Source organism: Puniceicoccus vermicola, assembly GCF_014230055.1.
GTDB classification, from domain to species: Bacteria; Verrucomicrobiota; Verrucomicrobiia; order Opitutales; family Puniceicoccaceae; genus Puniceicoccus; species Puniceicoccus vermicola.
The window spans coordinates 44,260-68,008 of the sequence record NZ_JACHVA010000046.1; the positions used below are offsets into that span (position 1 = coordinate 44,260).

General features: G+C 53.8%; 16 protein-coding genes. All 16 read left to right on the forward strand.

Translation table 11 applies throughout. The features are described from left to right. Nucleotides 1-173: 173 nt before the first annotated feature. Nucleotides 174-1,424, forward strand: a complete 1,251-nt coding sequence (locus H5P30_RS04850; protein WP_185691829.1) for a glycosyltransferase — start codon at nt 174-176, stop codon at nt 1,422-1,424. Between the two features lie 7 nt (nt 1,425-1,431). Then, a complete protein-coding gene (locus H5P30_RS04855) occupies nt 1,432-2,502 on the forward strand; it encodes a glycosyltransferase family 4 protein (protein ID WP_185691830.1) in 1,071 nt (356 codons plus the stop codon). Then, nucleotides 2,499-3,890, forward strand: coding sequence for a hypothetical protein (locus tag H5P30_RS04860; RefSeq protein WP_185691831.1), 1,392 nt, complete (start codon nt 2,499-2,501; stop codon nt 3,888-3,890). The genes H5P30_RS04855 and H5P30_RS04860 overlap by 4 nt, the downstream gene beginning before the upstream one ends. A gap of 9 nt (nt 3,891-3,899) precedes the next feature. Further along, nucleotides 3,900-5,057, forward strand: a complete 1,158-nt coding sequence (locus H5P30_RS04865; RefSeq protein ID WP_185691832.1) for a glycosyltransferase family 4 protein — start codon at nt 3,900-3,902, stop codon at nt 5,055-5,057. 4 nt (nt 5,058-5,061) lie between these two features. Then, complete coding sequence (locus tag H5P30_RS04870; protein ID WP_185691833.1) at nt 5,062-6,432, forward strand: exopolysaccharide biosynthesis polyprenyl glycosylphosphotransferase; 1,371 nt, start codon at nt 5,062-5,064, stop codon at nt 6,430-6,432. 60 nt (nt 6,433-6,492) lie between these two features. Next, a complete protein-coding gene (locus tag H5P30_RS04875) occupies nt 6,493-8,307 on the forward strand; it encodes a hypothetical protein (RefSeq protein WP_185691834.1) in 1,815 nt (604 codons plus the stop codon). Next, a complete protein-coding gene (locus tag H5P30_RS04880) occupies nt 8,304-9,131 on the forward strand; it encodes an ABC transporter permease (protein WP_185691835.1) in 828 nt (275 codons plus the stop codon). The genes H5P30_RS04875 and H5P30_RS04880 overlap by 4 nt, the downstream gene beginning before the upstream one ends. After that, nucleotides 9,121-10,692 carry a glucosyltransferase domain-containing protein gene (locus H5P30_RS04885; protein WP_185691836.1) on the forward strand — a complete coding sequence of 524 codons (1,572 nt, stop codon included), beginning with the start codon at nt 9,121-9,123 and terminating at the stop codon, nt 10,690-10,692. Before H5P30_RS04880 ends, H5P30_RS04885 begins: the two co-directional genes overlap by 11 nt. Nucleotides 10,693-10,698: 6 nt before the next feature. Continuing rightward, nucleotides 10,699-11,652: a glycosyltransferase family 2 protein gene (locus tag H5P30_RS04890; RefSeq protein ID WP_185691837.1), complete on the forward strand. Its 954-nt coding sequence runs from the start codon at nt 10,699-10,701 to the stop codon at nt 11,650-11,652. Between the two features lie 94 nt (nt 11,653-11,746). Next, nucleotides 11,747-12,343, forward strand: coding sequence for a hypothetical protein (locus tag H5P30_RS04895; protein WP_185691838.1), 597 nt, complete (start codon nt 11,747-11,749; stop codon nt 12,341-12,343). A gap of 38 nt (nt 12,344-12,381) precedes the next feature. Further along, the gene (locus H5P30_RS04900) at nt 12,382-13,827 is read left to right on the forward strand and encodes an ABC transporter ATP-binding protein (protein WP_185691839.1); all 1,446 of its coding nucleotides are present in this window, start codon (nt 12,382-12,384) and stop codon (nt 13,825-13,827) included. Nucleotides 13,828-13,897: 70 nt separating this feature from the next. Beyond that, complete coding sequence (locus H5P30_RS04905; RefSeq protein WP_185691840.1) at nt 13,898-15,550, forward strand: glycosyltransferase; 1,653 nt, start codon at nt 13,898-13,900, stop codon at nt 15,548-15,550. Between the two features lie 35 nt (nt 15,551-15,585). Then, a complete protein-coding gene (locus tag H5P30_RS04910; RefSeq protein ID WP_185691841.1) occupies nt 15,586-17,433 on the forward strand; it encodes a glycosyltransferase family 2 protein in 1,848 nt (615 codons plus the stop codon). Next, nucleotides 17,430-18,815, forward strand: a complete 1,386-nt coding sequence (locus tag H5P30_RS04915; RefSeq protein WP_185691842.1) for a glycosyltransferase — start codon at nt 17,430-17,432, stop codon at nt 18,813-18,815. The genes H5P30_RS04910 and H5P30_RS04915 overlap by 4 nt, the downstream gene beginning before the upstream one ends. Further along, nucleotides 18,812-20,635, forward strand: coding sequence for a glycosyltransferase family 2 protein (locus tag H5P30_RS04920; RefSeq protein ID WP_185691843.1), 1,824 nt, complete (start codon nt 18,812-18,814; stop codon nt 20,633-20,635). Before H5P30_RS04915 ends, H5P30_RS04920 begins: the two co-directional genes overlap by 4 nt. Next, entirely contained in the window at nt 20,632-23,712 is a 3,081-nt protein-coding gene (locus tag H5P30_RS04925; RefSeq protein ID WP_185691844.1) for a YfhO family protein, read from the forward strand. Before H5P30_RS04920 ends, H5P30_RS04925 begins: the two co-directional genes overlap by 4 nt. Nucleotides 23,713-23,749 lie beyond the last annotated feature (37 nt).

A 23,749-nucleotide genomic window follows, 5' to 3' on the forward strand; every position in this document is an offset into this window, starting at 1 on the left:
GCTCTCGGCTCGTCTGGCTCCCTCCGCTGCCTCTCTGCAAGAGTCAAAGCGGTGGAGGCATTCCCCGCTTTGTTTATCGCTGTTCGGCATCCACCTATGCGGAAACGAAATAATTGGGCAGTCGCTCAGGTGGGCGCTGAAGCAACCCACCCACAGTGAACAGATCAGATTCCATGACTCGTTGGTTATTCATCGGAAGCGTCTACCCTCCGTCATGGGAGGAGCGTTTTGGTGTGGGGTCGTCCCCGACCATTGATGTGCAACGTTCTCTGCTCGCGGGAATGAGTCGCAAGGGGTGGAAGCCGGACGCCATTTTAACGACTCCTCCGGTCCGTCTCTTCCCACGAGACCGATTTCAGTGGTTTCCCCGAGAACTGGGTGGGACGATCGAGGGGTATCCAGAAACACCATTGGTTTCTTTGGGGATAAACAACCTCGAGCCATTTAAAACGGTGGGGATCGCCGGGCAACTCAAGCGATACCTTTCGAGCTGGTGTCGGATGGTGCGTGGTGAGGGAGCCACCCCGAAGGTGTTCGTTTATAATTTGGGCCCCACGCATGAGCAGGGTGGTTTCTTGGCTGGGATATGTCGCTCTCTGCAGTTGCCGATGTATCCATTTATCACCGATTTGGATTTCTTGGACCGGGGAAGTTTTTCGCCCTCCACCTGGCGGTTTCGATGGCAGGTTCGGCTCCTGAAAGCGGCGGACAAGATTGCGGCCCTCAATCCAAATGTTCTTACGGAGTTTGGTTCCGGCAAGCCGACCCTGCATGTCCCGGGAATTGCGCCGGACGGGCCCTTTTTTCGTGAATTGCTTGATTGTCCGTTGCCGGATGCCTCTAGCGAGCTACCGACATTCCTCTATTCGGGATCTCTGAATCGTCCGCGGGGAATCATCCGATTACTGAATGCCTATGAGCAGGTAGGACCAGAAAGGTTCCGGTTGCGAATTACGGGCCGAGGACCGGAAGAAGAGCGCGTTCGAGAGGCCTCTGCGCGTCATAAGAACATTGAGTATCTTGGTTTTCTGAAGACTGAAAGAGAGCGACTCGAGGCAATGGCGAGTGCGGATGTTCTCTTGAACCCTCACGAAATCGATACGCCGGAAGCACGCTATCTTTTCCCGTCAAAGCTGGCTGAATACATGGCTTCTGGACGTCTGGTGGTGAGCTCGCTCCTTCCGGGAATGGCGGCTTTTCCTCTCGAAGAAATGATACTCGCCAAGGAAGACTCCGATGAGGCGTTTGCGGCGGCGATGGCCCGTGCATTGGAGATGACTGTGGAAGAAAGAAATCAAAAGGCTTTGCGAACACGGGAATGGGCCCGCAATCATTTTGATTGGGATCAGATCGCGGGTAATTTGGTCGATTTTCTGGAAAGAGATGTGCCGATTCAGGGTGCGCCCGGAAAAATTTCCGATTAGGGTGAAAATGAAAGTTGTTCATATTATTAATCGTCTAATCGGAGGGGGGGCGGAAGTGATGATTCCGCAAATTCATCGGCAACACTTGGCGGATGGAATTGATTCCTGGATCTTGAGCATGGAATCGGGGGATGATCGGGGAACGGAAAAGGTCGTTTCGTTTGGAAAGCGATATCCTCGATGGCAGGAACCATTTCGTTTGAGAAAGGTCCTCCGGCAAATGGAAGAGTCCGGATCGATCGATGTAGTTCACACGCATCTGACGCAGAGTCAGCTTTTTGGGAAATATGCGATTCGAGGACTGAAAAAAAAGCCGTTTTTGGTGACGACTGAGCATGATACGAGCAATCGAAGAAGGCATATTCCCGGCGGTCGAGTTTTCGACAGATTCCTCTATGAGGGTTACGACCGAATCATTTGTATCAGCGAAGGGGTTCGGGATTCGATGGAGGAGTGGTTGCCCAAGACTCGTTCTCTCTTGCGGGTGGCTTCCAATGGGGTCGATGTGGATGCTTTCATGCGGGGCGAGGTGGAACGGAGGGATGGTCCGCTGAGGTTTCTTTCGGTCGGGCGATTGACGGAGAAGAAGAATTTTACGACAGCGATTCGAGCGTTGGCCGCGGTCGAGCCTGCGGATTGGACCTACACTTTGGTGGGCGATGGAGAACAGAGGCCGGAATTGGAGAGCCTGGTCGATCGTCTCGGCGTCCGGGAGAATGTTCATTTTGCCGGATACGTCTCCGATGTGAGTTCCTTCTACGCGAAGAGTGACGTGTTTTTGTTCCCTTCTCTATGGGAAGGATTTGGTTTAGTGGCCGTTGAGGCGATGGCGGCGGGGTTGCCGGTCCTAGCCAGTGACGTTCCGGGATTGAGCGAAGTGATTGCGCGGGATGGCGTATCCGGGATTCTTCTGCCTTCGACGGAAGTGGATCAATGGGCCGGGGCAATTCGTAAGTGTCTCTCGGATCGAGACCTCACCCTGAGAATGGGGAAGGGGGCCCGCGAAAGGTCCCGCAATTACTCGATCCAGAAGACTGCAGATCGATATCGGGAAGTTTACGCGGAAATGTGCCGATGAACCAAAATCGAAGCAGTTTGCGGTCAGAGGCCAAGTTGCTGGCCCTGGTTTTTATTCTCGTCTACGGCTATGTCCTTGTCGCGGGTGTCCTTGTGCAAGAAGTCATTGCACCAGCTGTCACCGATGGGATGACTCCGGCGGGGTTCATTCCCGAACTGGATTCAGGACCTTTTCACGTGATGGCGGTGCAGATGTCGGAAGATATTCGCGCTCACGGCTGGGAGCGGTGGGAGCTGAATCCGGGGTGGTCCGCGAATCAGCCGGTCGGGATTATGGCAGCTGTTTACGCGATCACCGGGCCTTCGCCATTATACCTTCTCCCGCTGAATGCCGGGATTCATGGGCTTTCCGTCGTTTTGCTTTTCTTGATTCTCCGGGTCTGCGGCTTCCAATGGAAGGAAAGCTTGGTGGGATCGCTGCCGTTTGCGTTTTTCCCATCGACGCTTGTCTGGGTCGCTCAGTTTCACAAAGACGGTATCTATTGTCTGGGGCTTTTTGGTCTTTTTTTAGGGAGTCTGCTGATACTGGGTCAGGGAAAGTGGAGGCTTAAAATATTGGGAGTCTTGCTGATCCTTGCCGGAGCTGGGGCGATATCAGTGGTGCGAGATTATTCGCTTGTGGTTTTCGCCGTTGCGGCCGGTTCGGCGGGACTTCTATCTCAGCTAATCTTTGCAGGACGGACCGGTGGTCAGTGGAAGGATTCGGCCATCTCACTGTTGGTCTTCTTCGGGACGTTGATGCTGATCATCCCCCTGGCGGGTGAAAAAGGTGGAGAAGGGAAGGGAGAGACTCTTCCCGAGGACACTGAAGTGGAAGAAATTGTGGTCGAAAAGGAGACCGAGAACCTCAACCTAACGGAGAGACTCAGGCGTGGGCCTCCGTCGACTCCTTGGATTCGTACCTCATGGATTCCAAGCCGAGTCGATGATCAAATTCATCAACTGATCCACAATCGGACGATTTTCTTTTGGCTCTTTCCGGATGCGACCAGCTACGTCGATCAAGAGGTCCAATTTCGCAGTGCTTCCGATGTCATTTTCTACATTCCCCGAGGCATTGTCGTAGGACTACTCGCCCCGTTCCCCCATCAATGGTACGACGTCCGGACTACTTTGACTGGAAACCTGCAGAGGATGGTCTCTGGGGCTGAGATGATCGTTTCCTACCTATTGCTGGGCGCTGGGCTCTTCCATCTGGTCCTTCGGCCCTCCAAGCCACTTTTCTTTCTCGTTATCGGTGCGGGTTTGATGATTCTTGCCTTGGTCTATCCTCTTCCTGCTGTTGGCTCTCTCTACCGAATCCGCTTCGGACCTTATTCGATTCTGCTGGCCATTGGCGCGGCTTCATTGATTAGGTTCTGGTTTTTTCGCCGAGCCCAGCGAAGTTAAACGATATTCATGACGAAACTTAAGACGATTGGCTATCTGGCGAACACCAGTTGGTTCCTTTATCATTTTCGCCTCGCGGATATGAAGGCGGCGCAAAAGTGCGGGCTGCGAGTCATCGCTATTGCTCCAGAGGACGAGTATTCTTCCAGGTTTCAGGAGGAAGGCGTGGAGTTTTTCCCTATCTCCATGAAGCGTCGGGATATATCGCCTTTGAGAAAGTGGAAAACCGTTCGGCAGATTCGTGAGATTCACCGCCGGGAGTCGATCGATTTGATGCACCATTTTACCCTCGAAGCGATCTTATTGGGAACGCTTGCGGCAGGGGCCTCGGGACCCAAGGTCGTCCACTCGGTAGCGGGTATGGGATTTGCGTTTTCCGGGAACGAGTTGTCCAAACGGTTTTTGCGGGCGTTTTTGCGCCCTCTCCTTCGTTGGTGTTTGCCCCGAGGACCGGTCATCGTGGAAAATCGGGGCGATCGTGCCAAGGTGATGCAAATCATGGGTAAGAAACGCCGCTATCCCGTTGAGCAGCTTCCCGGTGGAGGGATTGATGTTGATTTGTATTCTTCAGAGGGAGGATTGGCGATCGAGAAGAGTCCGGAAACCGTTCGATTTCTTTCGGCGGGACGTCTTTTGAGAGGGAAAGGTGCGGGCCTCTTCGCGAAAGCTGCGAAGGAGTATCAGGGACCAAGCGCCGAGTTTTTTCTGGCGGGGATGCCGGACGAAGGGAGCCCGGGATCCTATACTGTGAAGGAGATTCAAGAATGGACCCGCATCCCCGGGTTCAAGTGGCTCGGGAATGTCGAGGATGTGCCGTCGCTCCTGCGCTCAGTTGATCTGCTGGTGCATCCGACCTTCTATGGGGAGGGGCTGCCGCGAATTATCATGGAAGCGCAATCCTGCGGCCTGCCTATCATTACCACGAATATTCCTGCGTGTGCGGAGGCCGTCGAAGATGGGACCCACGGATGGGTGCTGGATCGTAAGGATCCTAAGCTCTTGGCCGAACTCATGGCTCAGGCTGCATCCGATGCGGGGAAAAGAGCCGAAATGGGCGAACGGAATCGAGCCTTGGCAGTCGAAAAATTCGACGAGGAAAAGGTCATCCGGAGGACGTTGGAGGTCTACCGGAATCACTTCCCGGACTGGAATCCGGAGATTAACTAATTTGATGAAAACAGGGGAGAAGAGCGCTCGGGTGCAGAGCCGTACAGACTGGTATTTTGGAGGACGAAGTTGGCTCGTCGTCGACTTTTTTGCCGGGGTCTTCGCCATTCTTTTGGCATACTTTCTCAATCCGGATTTGACGATCGGCTGGCAACCCTCCTTTGCCGGGCAACCAGCTGGTTATCCGGCGGCGATTGGGTTTGGGGTATTGCTGGCCTTGGTCGCGGATATTGCGGGATTGCACGATCCGCTGCGCCAGCAGAGGTTTTGGCCAGTCACCATCCGGATTATATTCTCTTTGGTCATTACCTTTCTTCTGGCCGTGGTCATCCTTTACGGTCTGGCGCTGCAGCAACTGGGGCGAACCGTTTCGATCCAGTCGATGATTGCCGCTGGATTGATGATGTCGGGATTTCGGGGAATGCTTTTTCGGATCCAGGGACGGACCCGGCGACGGATTCTTCTCCTCCTCAATCGCGGTCAGAGGGAGGATCTACGGGATCGAATCGAGAAGAGCGGGCTACCGTTCCGCGTCGCAGATCTCCCGGATTCTTACGATACGACGATTGAAAATACCCGACTGATGGAGGTTTGCCACAAGCTCAAGATCGACGAAGTCGTCGTTCCCGAGGAGTCCGGATCCCCCGAAAGCCCTCCCGTTTGGATGGATTGCCTTGAGTCCGGAATTCAAGTGACTCATGCTAGAGCCTTCGTAGAGCGCTATTTTTATCGGGTCGATTGCTCAGACGTGCGGCCGAACTGGTTCCTCGAGTTGGATCTGAGGCTCACTCATCCGGTATACCATCGCTGGAAACGGTTTTCCGATATTCTTCTCGCGAGCATTGGCCTCCTCGTGGCGGCTCCCTTCCTTCTGTTTTTCCTCGGAGTCATTTGGGCGGAGAGCGGACGTCCGCTCTTTTTCAAGCAACAGCGGGTGGGGCTTCGGAGCAAGCCGTTCACCATCTTAAAACTGCGGACCATGTCGGTCTTGCGAGAGGAAGAGACCCGGGATGCAGACCGCCTCAACGACAGCCGTGTGACGCGGATCGGATACATTCTCCGACGCACGCGCCTCGATGAAGTCCCTCAGTTCTGGAATATTATTCGCGGGGATATGTCCTTCATTGGTCCCCGCCCAGAGTGGATTGATATCGCCGAAGATTTAGGGGAACGGATCCCGTATTATCCGTACCGGACGCTGGTCAAGCCGGGGCTGACTGGATGGGCGCAAATCAATTTCGGTTACGCGGCGAATGACGAAGAGGTACGCGAGAAGCTGGGATTCGATTTCTACTACCTGAAGAACGCCTCGGTGATGCTCGACTTGCAGATATTGATTCGCACCGTCGGCTCGATCATGCGGGGGAGCCGTTAAAGCAGAGATGAAGGGTTTTGGGGCGTCAGCCAACCTGGCTGGTGACGGGATCGAAAGATCATGAGTATCGTTCGTAGACTGGCCTATTCCATTCTCCTGGCCAATTTGGTTTTGATCCTCGGGGCTGGAATCGGATTTTTCTTCGGTGCTGCTTTTGGTCTTTGGTGGTGGGGACTCTATGGGATTGGAGGGCTTATCGGGGCCAGCGCTTTCGGGGAGGGGGTTGGATTTCAGAAGTCCGCCTTTCGATCAAATGGGGTTAGGATTTCGGCGGTTCTGATTCTTCATGCCGTATTCCTTCTAGCCGCTTCCGGGCTTGCTTCTCGTTTTCTCGACGTGGGATGGGATAGCTTGGAAACTCATCAACGGGCGGTTCATCTCATCCGGGAAGGATGGAATATCATCGATCCGCAGCCGGGGTGGCTCGCGGCGCAACCGGAAGACGGTCTTCTGCGCAAGGCCCCTTCGGTGTTCACGGCTTATCTCGATTTTAACGGGATGTACGTGGTCTCTTCGCTGATGGGGGATCTTCCTTTTGGTATTGAAGGGGCAAAGGGATATCGAATCCTTTTGTTGTTCATGGTCGCAGTTGTGGTGGGAGACCTCCTGCGCCGTGCAGGTCTTGGCAGATGGGCGGCTGGGGCGGTAGGGCTCTTCGTCGCGCTCAATCCAGTATGCCTGTATCAACTATGGGTTTTGTTCATGGATTTCGACGTGGCGGTTTATTCAGCTCTGAGCATCGTCGCACTATACGCACTTTCCGTGCGGGGAGATCTTCGGGCCATCGCTGTCTCGGTAGTCGCCTTATTATTGCTCTTGGTTTCGAAACGAAGTGGTTTGGCATTTTCTCTCCCTCTCGGAGGTTTTTTAGCTCTCGGGATTCTCGGTGTGAAACTGGGATGGTGGAAGAAAGGAGACGATTCTTTAGAGACGCAGAAGGCGTTGCGGTGGCCTCGGTTTCTTCGAAGTGGGAAGGTCCGGGTTATTAGCGCGATCATTTTGGTGTCCGTATTCGGTGGCCTGCTCTGGGTTATCGGGTCCGCCGGAGGTAGTGGGCAATCGCGCCAAGGAGCATACTATTCACGGGGATTCGTGTACCGAGCGATTTTCGAGCCCGATCAATTTGATAAGAGTTTGGATCTCGTGGTTCCCGAATCACACCAAGGGCTTTCGCGACCAATACAGTTTTTGCGCTCCCTCGTAGAGGAGACGGATATTTATCGAGGGGCTTCCGTGAAGGTTCCTTTGACCTGGAAGCCAAAAGAGTGGGACACCTTCCGAAATATTCAATGGCCGGGGCATGGGGCCGGAGGGTTCGGGCCTCTCTTTTCCGGGGTTTTGCTGTTTTCGGTCCTGGCCGCGTTGGTCTCCTGGAGGCCGTTTCCACCGAAGGTTTCCTTCGGCAGCTTTTTTCGAATAGGTCTATTTCTAGTCCTGATCGGGTTTTGTTTCGTTCTCCCGAGTTGGTGGGCCCGATGGGTTCCGTTTGTGTGGGTCTTTCCGCTGTTCTTTTTGCTGCCTCCGCTCTTTTTTAGGAACCAAAATCCATCCTCTTCACGGCTCCTACTGGCAACCCGAAACCACTGGGTTCCGGCTCTCTGCGCTGGGTTCGCCTTGGTTTTGGGAGTGGTCAACTCAGTCGCCATCCTCTGCATCAGTAGTGGTGAGACCTTGCGGGTGACCCGGTCCATCGAAGAGGGCCTTGAAAGCGTTTCTGGTCAGGAGGTTATTTTCGATCCCGGTCGCAACCTGATGACCAAAGCCTGGCTCATTGACCGTGGAATCGATTATCGTCTCTCCGAAGATAAGGGCGACCTGATTTTTGAGATGGAGCCCTCGACGGCTCGTCTCTATCAACCTGCAGTTTCTCAATGATAAAGAACATTCTCAGACTTCCGCTTGATATCGTATCGACCCTCGGGACGAATCGCTTACTCCTCTGGCAGTTTACGGTTCGCAATATCCGCGCCCGGCACAAGGGGAGCTACCTCGGCGTGGTCTGGATGGTGTTGAATCCTCTTCTGATGATGTCCCTTTACTCCTTTGTCTTTGGGGTCATCTTCAATGGTCGGTATGATGCCGCTTCGGACGAAACGGCCCTCGATTATGCGTTGGGCATCTTCCTGAGCCTCACCATCTTTCAGTTGATCGCGGAGGTGATGGGGGTCTCGACGACCATTATCCTGGGAAACTCCAACATTGTGAAGAGGGTGGTGTTTCCGCTGGAGATCCTCCCCGTGGCCCAAGTGGGATCTTCGATCTATCACTTTCTGATTAGTATTTGCCTTGTTTTTGTCGGGATTTTTGTCTTCGGCCGACATCTGTCTTGGACGGCCGCGGCTCTGCCTCTCTTGGTCTTCCCGGTCATTCTTTTTTCCCTCGGGCTTGGTTGGCTGTTTTCGGCGATCGGGGTATTTGTCCGCGACATTGGGCAGTTGATGCAGTTCCTCACCTTGGCTTTGATGTACTGTAGTGCGATTTTCTATCCGATTGATCGGGTGATCGTTGCTGGGTTCTACCCCGTTCTGAAATTCAACCCGCTGGCGCACATTGTCGAGCAGGCCCGGAGGACGGTTTTATGGCATGAGCCGCTCCAACTTCAGCCGGTGTTGTATATTTATCTTACGGCTTTTGCCGTATTCATGTTTGGATTTTTCGTGTTCAACCGGCTCAAAAAAGGCTTTGCGGATGTCCTCTGAGGAGATCTCGTATCCGGTTGGCGCCACTCGGGGCCCGGGTGGTTCCTGGAAGAGGTTTTGTTGTGGGGAGTTTTCGGCCGTCCACTTTTCCCTTCTGGCTTTTCTCGCCTTTGCGACTTACGGCTTTCAGTTCCTCGTCCCCGCCTATCGTGCCGATGATATTATCCAGATGCAGCCGGCTTCCGGGGATTCCATGATGTTTCTGATCTTGGGGCGTTGGGGGTATTATTGGATCTTTGAGCATATTCTGGATACGAGTTCCGGGGGCTTTGTCGCTGGATTTGCCGGGCTTCTGATTCAGATCATTGCGTCCTATCTAGTGGCACGAGTGATCGGGCTGCGACGTGGAGGATCGATCTTTTTCTTCTGCGCCCTGACGACGATATCTGTCCTATATGCCTATCTCTTCAGCTTCGATAGCACTCGATTGGCTTATCCGATTGGAAATTTCCTAGCCGCAGCGGGGCTGTTTCTTTGTTTTCGGAAGCATCCGGTCCTCGGGATCCTCTGTTTTGCGGCCTCCCCCGGCTTTTACCAAGCGTCGATTCAGATTGCTATTGCTGGTGCGGTGGGGGCTTCTCTGAAGCAAACTTTGGATGGGAAGAGGGGATTTGATCTGATCAATCTCGCCAAATATGCGCTCCTGATCCTGGCAGGTTTAGTTCTTTATCTGGTGGGGACGAAGGTGATTTATTCCGCGCTCGGGATACACTTAGCACGTTCGGATATGGATTTGGCTACGCTTTTGTCGATGGAGAATGTTGAGCGCTTTCTTCGTTTATTTTCGAGCTGGTCGATTCCGTTTTTCTCCGGTTTTCGAGTCGAGTATTTCTCAAATTGGGTGGTTGTCCCCAGCGGAGTGGCCGTTCTCATTTTTATATACTTTGTCTGCCTAAAAACCTTTTCTAAGCGCCTGATCTGTCGAGGAGTTTACGCGTTGGCCTTGCTTTTGGTCCTTCTGGTGAGCCCCTTTCTCCTCTCGCTTGCGGCTCCCCTGAGAGAGGTTTTTCCTCCGAGAACGCTTTTTGTCTTTGGACTGGTTTATGGGGTCATTGTCGCTTTGCCTCTGGAGGATCTCATCGGTCGTTGGTTCCGAGCCACTGGTCCGGTGATTGATCGATGGCTGAAGCGCGCCTCTTGCGGGATGGCAGTCGCTGCCGGATTCCTTTTGTTTGGGCATATGCTTTTGGCGAATGAGTATGCGGTTGATGATCATTTGGCATCTCAGGCCGACCTCATGGCCGTGAACCGAATTATTTCTCGGATCGAGACCGTCGGCGCCGCCGAAGGGCTTGATTTTTCGAAGCCGATACCGATCTACGTTTATGCTAAAACGCCGTGGCGTAAGGCGGGACCAAGAGGCGATATTCGCAGTGCAAGGCACCCTGAGCACGCACGGTCATGGATCTTTTCTTTTCTCGATGAACGCTTCGAACCGCTTTTCGGTTGGAGCTCCCGAGTCGAACAATCCAAGTTGAAGCCTCTGGCGGAAGAGCGGCCCGCTTGGCCGGATGAGGAATCCGTCTTTATTCACGAGGGTGCCGTCGTGGTGGTTTTTTAGGTTTTCATGCACGAACAAACGAAAATCTCCTTGGTTATTCCCTGTTTCAACGAAGCTGGGAACATTCCGGGTCTACTCAAGGAGCTAAAAGCTCAGCAGGCTGCGGAATCTTATCGGTGGGAGTTCATCTTCGTCGACGACGGGAGTGCCGATCAAACGGTCCAAGTCTTGGAAGATGCACAAAAAGAGCTAACCGGAAAGGTGCTCATCGTTGAGTTTTCCCGGAACTTCGGTAAGGAAGCCGCGATTCTCGCCGGACTGGAGCATTCTACCGGAGAAGTCGTCGTCGTCATGGATGCGGATTTGCAAGATCCCCCGTCTCTGATTGGAGACATGGTGCGCGCGATTCTCGATGATGGATTCGACATGGCGGCTACCCACCGGGTCGACCGTTCTCATGAGCCTCCCGTTCGATCCTTTTTTTCCAGAATGTTCTACCGAGTTTGGAATTGGCTGGCGACTACCCGTTTGACTCCCGGTGCGAGAGACTTCCGGGCTATGTCCCGCGCGGTTGTCGATTGCATTGTTTCATTGCGAGAGTCCAATCGATTCTCGAAGGGGATCTTTGAGTGGGTCGGTTTTCGGACGAAGTATTTCTCGTACGAGAACCGTGCGCGAGCGGAAGGAGAGTCAGGGTGGTCGCTACCAGGTCTGGTATCGTATGCGCTTGATGGATTATTTTCCTTCTCGATTCTTCCTCTTCGATTTGCCTCGCTCTGTGGTGTCACGATTTCGATTTGCGCTTTTCTTTGGATGGCGTGGGTGATTGTGAAAACGCTGATGTTTGGCGATGAGGTTGCTGGCTATCCTTCGCTAGTGACGATCCTTCTTTTTGTCTCGGGGATTCAACTTCTTTGTCTTGGATTGATTGGAGAATATCTGGGACGAACCTATCAGGAATCCAAAGCTCGCCCTCACTATTTGGTTCGCCGGGTTCATCAAAACGGGGAGGATGTATGAACTCCTCAAAGGTGCATCTGAGCTATGCCCGAAATGAACCATGGTGGAAGGTATGTATCTGTGGTTTTGACTCAAAATACGAGGTGACTATCTCATGAAGCCGTATCCTGTTTTCTTCACGCTTTTGATTACTCTTCTCGGGTACAATCTCGCCTTTCAGTTCACCCGCTATACGGAGTGGACGGTGGATCTTGAGGTTCAAACGGGAGGGATCCTGAAATGGTATGTCGATTCCGGAAATGGTTTTTCGGAAGAGGAGGGGAACTATGGTTCGGTTCCCGAGAAGGAAAAGACTCAGGTTCAAGTGCTGCTCTCGACGGGGGCGCCTCGGAAGATTCGTCTCGATCCTGTCAATACGGAGTCCGAGATCATTCTCGGAAAGGTCCGGTGGGACGAGCCTTGGCCGGGAGGTTCGGGGCAGATGGATCTCGAGAAGATTGACTGGGAGAACGTCTCGGTCGCGGAGAAAGATGGGTCGGGGAAATGGAGACTCGAGCCATTGCCGGAATCGACCGATGTGTATGGTGTTTGGCGTGAGGTGCCCACGCACTCTCTTCTTTGGTGGAGACTGGTCCGACTCTCGGTGGCCTTGGTTCTCGGAATCTGTGCATTCGTGGGGGGCACGATCTGGAATCGAAAGATTCTAAGGGAGGCCAAAGGCGAAGAAGGGGCTCCTCCTCTCGTCGTCTAATCATTTTCACGAACCTAAATTTATATTTGTAAGAAGTAATGTCCGATAAAGATGTAGTCGTTTCCGTTCGAAATCTGAGTAAGGCCTATCGAGTCTGGAGGAGTCCGCTCGATCGGTTGAAGTCGCCTTTTTTAGGGGCGGTCGGACGCCGGTTCCCTCGAAATAGCTATTTCAGCCGAGAACTGCAACGTCGGGCCTCCCGGGCGTATGATGATTTTTATGCGCTTCAACAGGTCTCTTTCGATATTGAGCGGGGAACCAGTTTCGGAATTCTCGGAAGAAACGGTTCCGGGAAAAGCACGCTCCTTCAGATCATCGCAGGGACTTTGACTCCTTCGGGCGGCGAGGTCGTGACCAATGGTCGAGTCGCTGCTCTTCTTGAGCTGGGGTCGGGCTTCAACCCAGAATTCTCAGGGCGGGAGAATGTTTACATGAACGCATCGATTCTGGGGATTTCCAAGAAGACGATCGATGAGCGTTTTGACGAGATTGCATCCTTCGCCGATATCGGTGATTTCATGGAGCAGCCGGTCAAAACCTATTCGAGTGGGATGTATGTCCGCCTGGCGTTTTCGGTGATCGTCCATGTCGATGCCGACGTCCTGATTATTGATGAGGCATTGGCGGTCGGGGATGTCTTTTTCGTGCAAAAGTGCATGCGCTTCCTCAAGAAATTCCGGGAGCGGGGAGTCCTTCTTTTTGTCAGTCACGACCTTCCCTCGATCAATCGTCTGTGCGATCAGGCGCTCTGGCTCGATAAGGGTGTGGTTCGTCAGCGGGGGATTCCCAAAGATGTCACCGAGTCCTATTTCTCGGAATATTATTCGGGTGGTGACAGTGAAAAGTCTGATTCCGAAGCGTTGAAGGAAGCCATTGGCTCCGGAGAGGAAGAGAAGCCGGTCAGCCAGAGGAAGGCTCCTACGGAGTCGATGCAGATCCTTGGGGAGGAAATTCACGACCAGAGGCTTCAGTATTTGAATTTTAGTGATCATCGGAACGATATCGAAGTTTTTGCTTTTCGGCCTGACGGAGATTCGTTTGGCGCAAAGCGGGTTGAGGTCGTCGATGCGAGGCTGACGGATATCGAGGGGCGTCGACTGGGATGGATCGTCGGAGGGGAGAAGGTCGAGGCACGAGTCGTTGTCGAAGCGAATGAGACGGTCCAGGATCCGATCATAGGATTTGGACTGAAGGATCCCAGTGGTCAGGTGCTCTTCGGGGACAATACTTTCCTGACCACGAAAGGGCAGAAATCAGTCCTTCGTAAAGGGCAACGACTGGAGGCTGCCTTTCGTTTTCAGATGCCGATTCTGCGTCCGGGTGAGTATGTCATGAACGCGACGGTCGCTACGGGATCGCAAACCGATCACGAAATGCAGCATTGGATGCACGATGCCTGCGTCCTGCGGTCCTATACAAAAAGCGATACTACGGGGATGATCGGAATTCCCATGATTTCGATTGAGATCGGTCCGCTTCGTTAGTGAGGATTTGGTTTTTCATCGGCTTCTGGCTGAAGGAGTCTGCCTCTAGGAGAGGCTCAATATCGCCACGATGAGCGTTGTTTTCTATCTCGATGAGAAATCTCCTCCGGGACGATTCACGAGTGGGTTGATTGCCCTTCGGGGATGGTGCTTGGATGAAGAGCACCGTCCGGTCGAGGATCTGCATACGCGGGTCGACGGCGTTCCATGGCGAGTCTCCCGGCGAGCTAGAAAGGATTTGGTGGACGCTTTTGATGGGGAAACCGCGGCGGAATGGGGAGGGTTTCTCTTTGAGTATTGGTTGGAGGCAGGATCTCATCGAATTGAAGTTTTCGCCGGCGGAAAATGCGTTTGGGCGCGAACGGTGTTTTCCTATGGAATCGTGCGCGACCCTTGGAGACGGTTTTGGCAACTAAAGGGGCTTCACTCGACGCCGGGCGAATCAGGGAAATTGCCAGCGATTGATGTCGTCGGGGTGTTTTATGATCGTCCGGATTCGGCTTCAGAATGGTTTTCGTCATTGGCAGAGGCGGCGGAAGATCTCCCCGGCTTGAAGGTCTTCGTTCAAGAGCATGGGGCTATCCCGGTAGTCGCGGATCTGGTCGAGGAGTGGAGTTCGCGGTTGCGGATTGACTGGGTTCACAACCCGGAAAATCCAGGGTTCGGAGCTGGCTGCAACGCCGCGGCCCGTCGTGGGGATTCTCCCTTTCTCTTTTTCCTGAATCCAGATGCGACTCTCCCCGAAGGGACTCTGGTCGCCCTTTTGAAGCAGGCGCTGGCAACCCGCGCCGAAGGGTTTGTGGGTTGGGAAGCTGCACAAACGCCGTGGGAACATCCGAAGATCTATCATCCGCTCACCGGGGAGGTTGAGTGGTCTTCGGCTGCCGCTTGGCTGGTTGATCGTGAGGCTTTCGAGAAGACAGGTGGATTCGAGGAATCAATTTTTCTCTATGGAGAGGATGTCGAGCTATCCTGGCGTTTACGGGCCGATGGAGGGAGATTGCAGTATGCGTCAGCGATTCCCGTGGTTCACCACAGCTATTCCGCGGAGAACCTTCATTCCGGGAAACCTTTGCAAATTCGCGAGGGAAGCCGGTCGAATGCATTCATGCGAGGTCGCTTCGCGGGAGTGCGGGGATGGTTCGGCGCTTCCGAGGAGGTTCGGAGCCACCGGCAGGACTTTCTCCGAGGATTGCGGACGGCCAGTCGGAAGTTTCGTCAGATGGTTCCTCGTTTTCACGGGTTGCAGCATGAGGTGGCCCGGCTGGGCTGCGAAAACGTGGAGGAGGAGGTTCTTCCAGATAGCCTTCCCGAGGTAAGGGTTCGCTTGCGGAAGTCGGAAATCGGTTTTCCCGCAGAGGTCGTCGCCGCGCAGATGAATTCTATGAGGGGGATCCGAGTTCACTGGAACTGGCTCGATGCAGAGGAGGAACCCGTGGAGGGGGAGTGGGTCTTTGATATGGAGGACTCGTGGATGCTCTTTCCGGATGCCTTGGCTCAGATGGTTGCGAAAGCGAAAAATGGCTCCGTTCGAGGTCTAGGTATGGTCGTTGAGGGAAAAATCGAGCCGGGGCGCTGGAACCTCAAGCACTTCTCCGATGACATCCCAGTCGATGATGATCCAAATCGACCCTTTCGACCTGGAGTTCTGAGAAGAGGGCCCGGGGAGTCCCATTTGCTGGCAAAGACATTTTGGCTGGAAGCGGAGCCCGTTCGTGGATGATGCTCGGTTAGGGATTTATTCCAGAAATTTGTTCGATGGCTAACTTTCAAAAGGTTTTTAACGTAATCCGTCCGCGGATGCCGTTTTTCCAGCTCGTTCTGAAGCATGTTGCTTTCGAGGGGGAGGGGAGAGACGAGCGGAATCGGCCGCCTGTGGCGGTGACCCTGCATCTGGGAAATCGGACCCTCGAGTGTCTCAAGGTAGAGCGGGGAAACTTTCGCAGTGATGTTCGCTATCGTAAGCTTTTCCGCACGGGGAAGGGGTTGAAATGGGTGAAGGCGGTCGCCCGTTGGGCGGATGGCACGGAAACCACCGTCTCTCGCTTCTTGGTTCTCAATATCGCGAAGCGTCCACCCGATCCTTTCGCGCGGAACTACCACCACTTTCTGGAGAGAAACGGCCCGAAAGAGCGCGATTTTGAAACCCTACGGAATACGGTTGAAAAGCTTCCACTGCGGCCGAAGTTCTCGGTCATCATGCCGACCTACAATACCGAGCCCAAGTGGCTCAGGGCAGCGGTTGATTCGGTGGTGGGACAGATCTATCCGGAGTGGGAATTGTGCATCGCCGATGATGCCTCGACCCGGAAATCAACCCTGAGAACGCTGAAGAAACTGGAGGCGAAGGACTCCCGCATTCGGGTGTGTTATCGGAAGGAGAACGGCCATATTTCGCATGCCAGCAACAGTGCGCTGGATCTCGCCACCGGAGAGTGGATCTCTCTTCTCGACCACGATGACCTCCTCCTCCCTCAAAGTTTGGCGCGGGTCGTTCTGGAGATCAATCGACACCCTGACGCGCGGTTCATTTACTCCGACGAAGATAAAATTGATTCCAAAGGGGTTCCTCTCGCTCCTTATTTTAAGCCGGATTGGAATCCGCTCTTTCTGCTTTCTCAGAACTTTGTCTGCCACTTCACCTCGATTCGTCGCGAGGATATCGAAGCGGTCGGTCGTTTTCGCGCCGGATTTGAAGGAAGTCAGGATTGGGATCTGTTTTTGAGACTCGGCAAACACCTGCCGGAGGGCTCCATTCGTCATGTGCCGGAGGTGCTTTACCACTGGCGAATTATTCCTGGATCGTCTGCTGGCAGCGTCGGAGAAAAGAGCTATTCGGTTCAGGCTTCCCGCCGAGCCATCGAAGACGCCGTAGAATGGAAAAAGAACGCTAACTGGGAATTGGTTGTCGGGATGTATTGGATGTGCTCTCCGCCTCCCTGCGAAAGCTATGATTTGGTTCGATTGTCGAAAGGAGCTTCCGGATTCTGGAATTTAGCATCCAGCGTCTCCTCCGGGAACTCGCCGGTGATTGTCTTCTTGGCGGAGGGAGTTCTGATGGAGAATGAGGTCTGCAGCCGTTTGGCCGGATGGGTCAATTTACCCGGATTCGGGATGGTTGCCGGGGCTCTTGGCGATCCGGCGGGCGGAATCATTGAGGCGGGGATGCTGATTCATCCCTACGGCGACCTCTCTCCCATCTTTAAGGAGATGGGGGCACAGTTTGAAGGGATGGGCAGGCGGGAAATCCTTCCGCAGAATCTTACCGTTCCCGGTCGATGGTTTTTGGCGATCCGGCGGGATTTGTGGAATCAGTTTTCTCCGGCAGGAGGTGGGTATGAGAGCTGGACCCATCGCATCGCGGCGATTTCTTTGCTGCTGCGTGAAGAGGGGTTCGCGAATGCGATGATCCCGACGCTTCGCCTCGTGAGTGGAGAAAAGATTTCTGAGTCCGATTCGGATCCGGATTGTTTAAAGTTCCGGCAGCGTTGGCCACAGTTTTGTGCTCATGATCCTTCGACGAATCCGAATCTGACCACAGAATACGGGTGTTTCACGTTGGCACAGGATGTCGACGTGCCCACTGAATGGAGTTTTGACCGGTGAGCGAGATCTCGATCATCATCCCCTGCTTCAATCACGGCCAGTATCTTGAAGAAGCGGTCGAATCAGTTCGGCAGCAGTTGGTTCCGGTCGAGGAAATCGTGATCGTTGACGATGGATCCGATGATCCGGAGACCCTCCGGGTCCTGGAGAAAGTAGCGAAGATCGACCGAGTCACGGTGTTGTCCCAGGAAAATGCGGGGCCGGCAGCAGCGAGAAATCTTGCCATTCGCGAAGTGCGGACCCCGTTTGTCGCCTCCTTGGATGCAGATGATCGGCTGCTTCCCGATTTCGTGGAAAAATTGCTTCCGAAGATCAAGGCCGACGAGAAGGTGGGTGTCGCCTATGGGCAGGCGCGGTCCTTCGGGGTTGGTGGGACGGCTCGGTCACCTCAACCCTACCGTTTCCCAGAAGTGCTTCTCGATCCTTGTATCTATTCGACGGCTATTTTTCGGAAAAGTGACTGGGAGGCTGTTGGAGGTTTTTGCGAGGATATGAGGTCCGGATGGGAAGATTTCGAATTTTGGATCTCGATTATTGAGACCGGAAGAGAGGTGAGTTACTTGGATGCTCCCGTATTCGAGTATCGAAGACATCAATCGTCGCGTGATGTCAATTTCTCTGCCTCGCGGATGAAAGTGTTGGAGGCGTTTGAAACCATTTTCCAAAAGCATCCGAAAATCTATTCCGATCATATTCGATTGCTCTTCGAAGCACACATGGAACGACTGGATTGGAGGAGTCGGTTTCAGGGGAAAGTCCAACCTGAGTTGAGGTTTTCACAAAATGGATCTGCGAGGGTTTTGAGCCCTGAGGACGTTCGCGTTTCCGGAAGGCGAGGAATTGCCCAATTTCGTTTGGACGAAGTCCTCATGGATGACCGCGAGTTTCGTTTTCATCCTTTCGGGGGTCCGGGCGAGTTTCAGCTGATTTCGCTAAAAGTTCTGGATGCGCAAGGAGCCATCCACCAAGAAATCGCTCCAGAAGAATGTCCGATGGTGGATTATTCCTTCGGACGAAAACTCTCGGAAGGAGACAATTTCTGGCCGGCCGTCTTTTTTCTCGTGAGCGGTCCACAAGCAGGTTTTCGCTTGGACGAACGAATTTCGTTATTCGATGGGTGTCAGCTCGAGATCAAGTTTCGCCTACAGCAGGGGGATGTCGGGGCGACTCTCTTTCTTGAGCACTTGAGTGCGTATGAGCGGGATTTCAATGACTCCGCGGCAAAGATCCGGAGTCTCGGATTGGAACTGGCCCATGTGAAGCAAGAGCTGGAGAAGGAGATGAAAATGCGACGCAAAGTGCAGGGTTCCCGTGGATATCGTTGGACGCGTCCCTTTGCCCGGCTTTTTTCGCCCAATCGTTCATCGGGAGGAAAACGATGAAAGGGCACATCGACAAAGTTGATGAGTCTCCGAGCTCATTCGCTTCCGGTATGCGCCTTCCGTTGGAGGGCATTCCCGGGTTGAATGGAGAGCGTTGGAATCTTTTGCCGGGAGAGTCGATGGGATCCGAACAGCTCGAGAGTAGTCTCGCTTGGCAGGAAACCATTTATTCCGAGTGGTTTGGGGAATCTCGGCTGGAGATCCGCTGGTGCCCGAATCTTTCCAATCCCTCGCGCGCCGCAAAGGTTCTGGGATCGATTGCCGTGCAGAGCCTGACTCGTTTCCGATTGGTGATCGTCGTGGCCGAGGAAGCTGCGGATCGGGAGGTTCGGGAATTTGGCGAGTTCGTCGGCGAGAGCGGCTCTCTTTCGCTGAAAGATTTGTTACTTCGATTGGGGCTTTCGGAGCGGGTCGAACTCTTTTCGGGAAAGGAAGCCCCGAGATCGACCGCAGGTTGGATCCTGGCGTTGAATGCCGAGGATTGCCTGCACCCGATGGCTCTCTTTTGCCTTCTGAAATCGGTGCGCGAGAATTCGGGTGATGTCGTTGGGTTCTTTGAGACTCTGACGGATGAGTCAACGGGAGGGCCCCATGCGGTTCACATGAATCGGGGAGCCTCGTTGTATTCGGTCCTCGGCGAAGCGGGTTTGAGTCGGTCTCTTTGTTTCTCGAACGAAGCCTGGGAGCTCTTGGAGTTGGATCGTTCTGGCTTTGGCAGAGTGTCTTCGGACCAACCTACGACGGCGTGGAGTTCTGTGGTTCTTGCAATGGCAAAAGGGCTCTCGATTTCGCGAGTTCCGCTGGCTCTAACTGCGGTTGAAATGAAACGAGGGCAGGCGGTCGAGCATGGATGCGGAGGTGATACGATTCAGCCGAGCATCGAGGTTTTGGCGCAGTCTAAGGGACTTCCCCTTCAGGAGTGGAGCTATGACGGGCTCCGTGGGTCGGGTCGTCCGGTCCCGTTGCCTTCCTCTTCGAAGATCGCCGTTATTATTCCCTTTCGCGATCAAGAGGAGCTGACTTCGGCAACGTTTCGTAGTTTGGCGAGCCAATCGATTTCCGAGAGGGTGCGTTTGGTCGCGGTTGATAATGGTTCAGCTCCAGAGGTTGCCGAGCGGCTGCGAACTCTGGCCTTGGAGCTTTTCGGGGAAGAGCGTCTGACCTGGTTGACGATCGATGCCCCCTTTAATTTTGCGACTCTAAACAACCGAGGAGTCGCGGCTTGCGATGAGCCGCATTTGCTTTTCCTCAACAACGATGTGGAATTCCTGGAGCAAGAGACGCTGGCTCACCTTCAGGGCTTTCTCGAATGGCCCGAGGTCGGAATGGTCGGGGGCGCCTTATACTATCCAGATGGTCAGTTGCAGGCAGCGGGCATCCGTTTTGGCCCGGCAGGACCGGAAGTCGTTCGCGATCCCGATGGGGGAGCCCTGATTTTTCGTGAGGTCGAAGCCTTGACCTTCGCTTGCGCGCTGGCACGAAGATCAGCCTTTGAAGATGCCGGGAGACTGGACGAGATTCTGTGTCCCAATGGCTTTGGGGATGCGCTGTTGGGGCATCGTATGGGAGAAGCCGGATGGAGGATCCTTTGTGATCCTTCAGTTTCGATTCGGCACCATGAGTCGAAGAGCCGGGGCATTCGCCCGGAAGAATTGGAGAGGGTGGAGCTTTCTAAGGAAGGAATTCCGATCTACCTCTATGGAACAGAATTTTCACGCGCAGGACAGGAGATGGTTCATCGATTTGGTCGATCAACCCCCACTTTTGGCAAGCGGATTTATCGTGCCTTTAAGGCTTTTAGGAAGGAACTGTGGGGATGAGTGCTTTTCTTCGTTGGCTTAAAGAAAAGAATCTGTGGAGCGTTGCTGCCTTGGTGATTCTCGTCGTTGGGGTGGTCTCTAGCGTTTTCTGGCAGCCTGCGCCCAACCGAGTCAGGGTTCCGATCGAATCCAACCCGGAGCAGACGGTTTTGCAGGTTTACTATCGGTACGGGTTTCCGGGGCCCGGTTCGTTTTTCGAATACTATTCCGATAAGGAACTGATTCATCAGAACGATGGCGTTTTGGTGGCGGAGTTTGAGCTTCCCGGCTGGCGTAAATTGCGGGCGATCCGGCTGGATCTCGGTAGGGAGGTTCGCAGTTTTCAATTGGGTCCGGTCGAGTTCGGCTATGAGCTGGCCTACAAATACTATCCTCTATTCAGCTTGAACGGTGAGGAGATTTTGGAGCGTTGGCAGAAGAATGACCAGATCGCTTCGGGCGTGGTAAATGAAGAGGGTTGGACCGTCGAAACGTCCGGCAAAGATGCATACTTGGTCTTTCCGGTCTCTCGCGATGAATGGCTCGGGAGCCTTGCACCTGAGGATCTTTGGGTCCTGCGCGGTTTCCGTCTGCTGATTTATGCGATGGTCTCCGGATTGGTTTTTTTGGCTGGTCGTCTTGTACGGTCTGGATGGTTGCTGAAAGCCGGAAGCCCCCAGACGCCGCGATGGAATCGATGGTGGGGGGCCGTGTTTTTCATTGGATTACTCGCGCTCGGGTTTGTCGTCTACGAGCCATTCCTGATCTTTGAGAAACTCTACTTGTTCAAGGATGTGGCTACCGATTCGGTTGATGTTTTCTGGCCGGTCTACATGCACATTTCTCACTACTTTCGGACCGAGGGATATCCTCTCTGGTCGTTTAGTATTGGAACCGGTCAGGGGCTTTTCAATTGGATCGGAGATCTCTTCCTTTTCATCCTTTATGCCCTTCCTCCCGTCGACATCGCCTTTGCCTTAGGCTGGGTGCAGCTGCTGAAGACTTTGATCGCCGGCCTATTGTTTCTGGGCTGGTTACGCATGCTGGGAATCGGACGGTACGCTGCCTCTGTGGGGGCGGTCGGTTTGGTTTTTTCCGCCCACATGGTGATTCGGGGCAACTGGACGCACTATGCCAGCGAGGTCGTAATGGTGGCTTTTGCGCTATTCGCCTTTGAGTGTTTTCTGCGCAAGAAGATTTGGCATCTGATTCCTTTGGCGATCCTGTTCCTCGTAATTCGAGGAGTTTTCCACACTTACGTCTGGTCCATTCTCTTTTTCAGCTATGCCTTGCTGAGACTCTGGATGGAGGCGGGATGGAAACCCAAATGGATCGGGTTGCAGGTTTTGCGCTTGGGCGGATGTTACCTTCTGGGGTTGGGACTCTCAGCCTTCTTCCTTTTCCCCAATCTTGCGGAGATTCTCTCAAGCCCGCGCGTGAGTGGGGGAGAGTCGACGGTGAGTGGCTTTGCGAGCCGGGGGTTCTTCGGGATCAATGATGCCGAGGAGTGGCTCTCGAGTCTGTATGGGCTGTTTGCGCCGGATATAATGGGCCGGGGAAATTTTTACTCGGGCTGGAGAAATTATCTCGAGGGACCTCACCTCTATGTCGGAACGATAATGCTCTTGTTGATCCCGCAGGCATTCCTGGGCCGGAGCCGTCGTGTAAAGGTGGTGCTGGGCTTGGCTCTGTTGGCGGTCGTCCTGTACCTCTTCGTTCCCTACGCTCGATACTTTATGAACGCATTCGCGGGGGATTACTACAAAACCTCGTCGTTTTGGGTGTCGCTGGTCATTGCTGGAACGGGTGCGCTGGCTCTCGATAACGTCGTGCGGCGCCGGAGACTAAACCTCGGTCTTCTCATTGTGACTTTGGTTCTCTGTCTCGTGGCGCTAGGCTTTTTGAAGTATTCCGAGTTCGTCATGGAGTGGTTGCGGGTGAATGAAAGCCGTCGCGTTTATCGCCAGGTGATCATCTTGCTGTTTGCCTATTCGGGAGCCTTGGTGCTGATGCGAAGTGAGCGCCAACGGTCATTGGGACTGCTTTTATTGCCGCTGTTGCTGGGCTGGGAGGTGTATCAATTTGCCGGGCAGAGTACGCAAGACCGTTTGACACTGCGCGGAGATTCTCTGGAAACCGGGGCGTATTATTTTGATGATACGTATTCGGCGATTAGAATGATCGAGCAGGCCGACGATGAGTTTTATCGAGTGGAAAAGGGGAATGTATCTGTTCACCTAAATGACCCTTTAGGCCAAGGTTACAACGGATTGAGTTCGTATTACTCTTTCAATGCGGGCGGCTATCTTTCCTTTCTTGGCCCGCAAGGGTTTGATGTGGATTATCTGGTGCCGGGTCATCGGTCCTCCTACGTAGCTGGTCCGGGAAAACGGTTCGCCTTGGCGACGCTATTGTCCACGAAGTATTTTATCGCCCGGGATTGGGGTGATTCCGTCGTGCCGCCTGCTTATCAACTTTGGGGCCGCGCGGGGGATGCGTTGATCTACGAGAATACTTGTTTCATCCCCTTCGGGTCGATCTATTTTCAAAGGATCGAAGAAGATGTGGTTTGGCAATATCCACCTGAATCCCGAGATCTATTGGCCTTTGCCGCGGCGATTGTTCCGGAAGAGATCGGCATGACCGATGCGTCTTTGGTCCCGGAGCTGGCTCAGTCGGAGGTCAAGGCGATCGCTGGTCGAGGAACCAACCAAACCGCAGACGGGTGGGTCAATACCTACACGGAGTTGGCGCACGATCTGGCCTCGACCTCGGTTACTTGGGATGAATTTGGCGAGAATCGAATGGAAGGTTCCGTTCGCCTCGAACAACCGGGGATCGCATTTTTCTCCATCCCCGACAACGCTGGCTGGAAAGCGGAGATCAATGGTGAGGCAGCTGAATTTTTCCCGATTCATTTTGGGTTCAAGGCTCTGGTGCTTCCTTCTGGGGATAACCAGATTTCAATCGAATATTTTCCCCCTTACATGAAGGCTGGAATGTTTGCCTCAGGCGGATCGATTCTCGTAATGGTGGGATTGATTGTTTGGCCGTTCGTCAGACGGAAGTCCGTGAGGAAAGAACAGTCCCCTGATTGAGAGTAGATTGTTTTTCTTCTCCTTTGATCAAAGCAGT

Excerpts from the sequence above, each read along its gene's own strand:
- H5P30_RS04850 (WP_185691829.1), top strand. The coding sequence starts at position 174 with ATGACTCGTTGGTTATTCATCGGAAGCGTCTACCCTCCGTCATGGGAG.
- H5P30_RS04855 (WP_185691830.1), top strand. The coding sequence starts at position 1,432 with ATGAAAGTTGTTCATATTATTAATCGTCTAATCGGAGGGGGGGCGGAA.
- H5P30_RS04860 (WP_185691831.1), top strand. The coding sequence starts at position 2,499 with ATGAACCAAAATCGAAGCAGTTTGCGGTCAGAGGCCAAGTTGCTGGCC.
- H5P30_RS04865 (WP_185691832.1), top strand. The coding sequence starts at position 3,900 with ATGACGAAACTTAAGACGATTGGCTATCTGGCGAACACCAGTTGGTTC.
- H5P30_RS04870 (WP_185691833.1), top strand. The coding sequence starts at position 5,062 with ATGAAAACAGGGGAGAAGAGCGCTCGGGTGCAGAGCCGTACAGACTGG.
- H5P30_RS04875 (WP_185691834.1), top strand. The coding sequence starts at position 6,493 with ATGAGTATCGTTCGTAGACTGGCCTATTCCATTCTCCTGGCCAATTTG.
- H5P30_RS04880 (WP_185691835.1), top strand. The coding sequence starts at position 8,304 with ATGATAAAGAACATTCTCAGACTTCCGCTTGATATCGTATCGACCCTC.
- H5P30_RS04885 (WP_185691836.1), top strand. The coding sequence starts at position 9,121 with ATGTCCTCTGAGGAGATCTCGTATCCGGTTGGCGCCACTCGGGGCCCG.
- H5P30_RS04890 (WP_185691837.1), top strand. The coding sequence starts at position 10,699 with ATGCACGAACAAACGAAAATCTCCTTGGTTATTCCCTGTTTCAACGAA.
- H5P30_RS04895 (WP_185691838.1), top strand. The coding sequence starts at position 11,747 with ATGAAGCCGTATCCTGTTTTCTTCACGCTTTTGATTACTCTTCTCGGG.
- H5P30_RS04900 (WP_185691839.1), top strand. The coding sequence starts at position 12,382 with ATGTCCGATAAAGATGTAGTCGTTTCCGTTCGAAATCTGAGTAAGGCC.
- H5P30_RS04905 (WP_185691840.1), top strand. The coding sequence starts at position 13,898 with ATGAGCGTTGTTTTCTATCTCGATGAGAAATCTCCTCCGGGACGATTC.
- H5P30_RS04910 (WP_185691841.1), top strand. The coding sequence starts at position 15,586 with ATGGCTAACTTTCAAAAGGTTTTTAACGTAATCCGTCCGCGGATGCCG.
- H5P30_RS04920 (WP_185691843.1), top strand. The coding sequence starts at position 18,812 with ATGAAAGGGCACATCGACAAAGTTGATGAGTCTCCGAGCTCATTCGCT.
- H5P30_RS04925 (WP_185691844.1), top strand. The coding sequence starts at position 20,632 with ATGAGTGCTTTTCTTCGTTGGCTTAAAGAAAAGAATCTGTGGAGCGTT.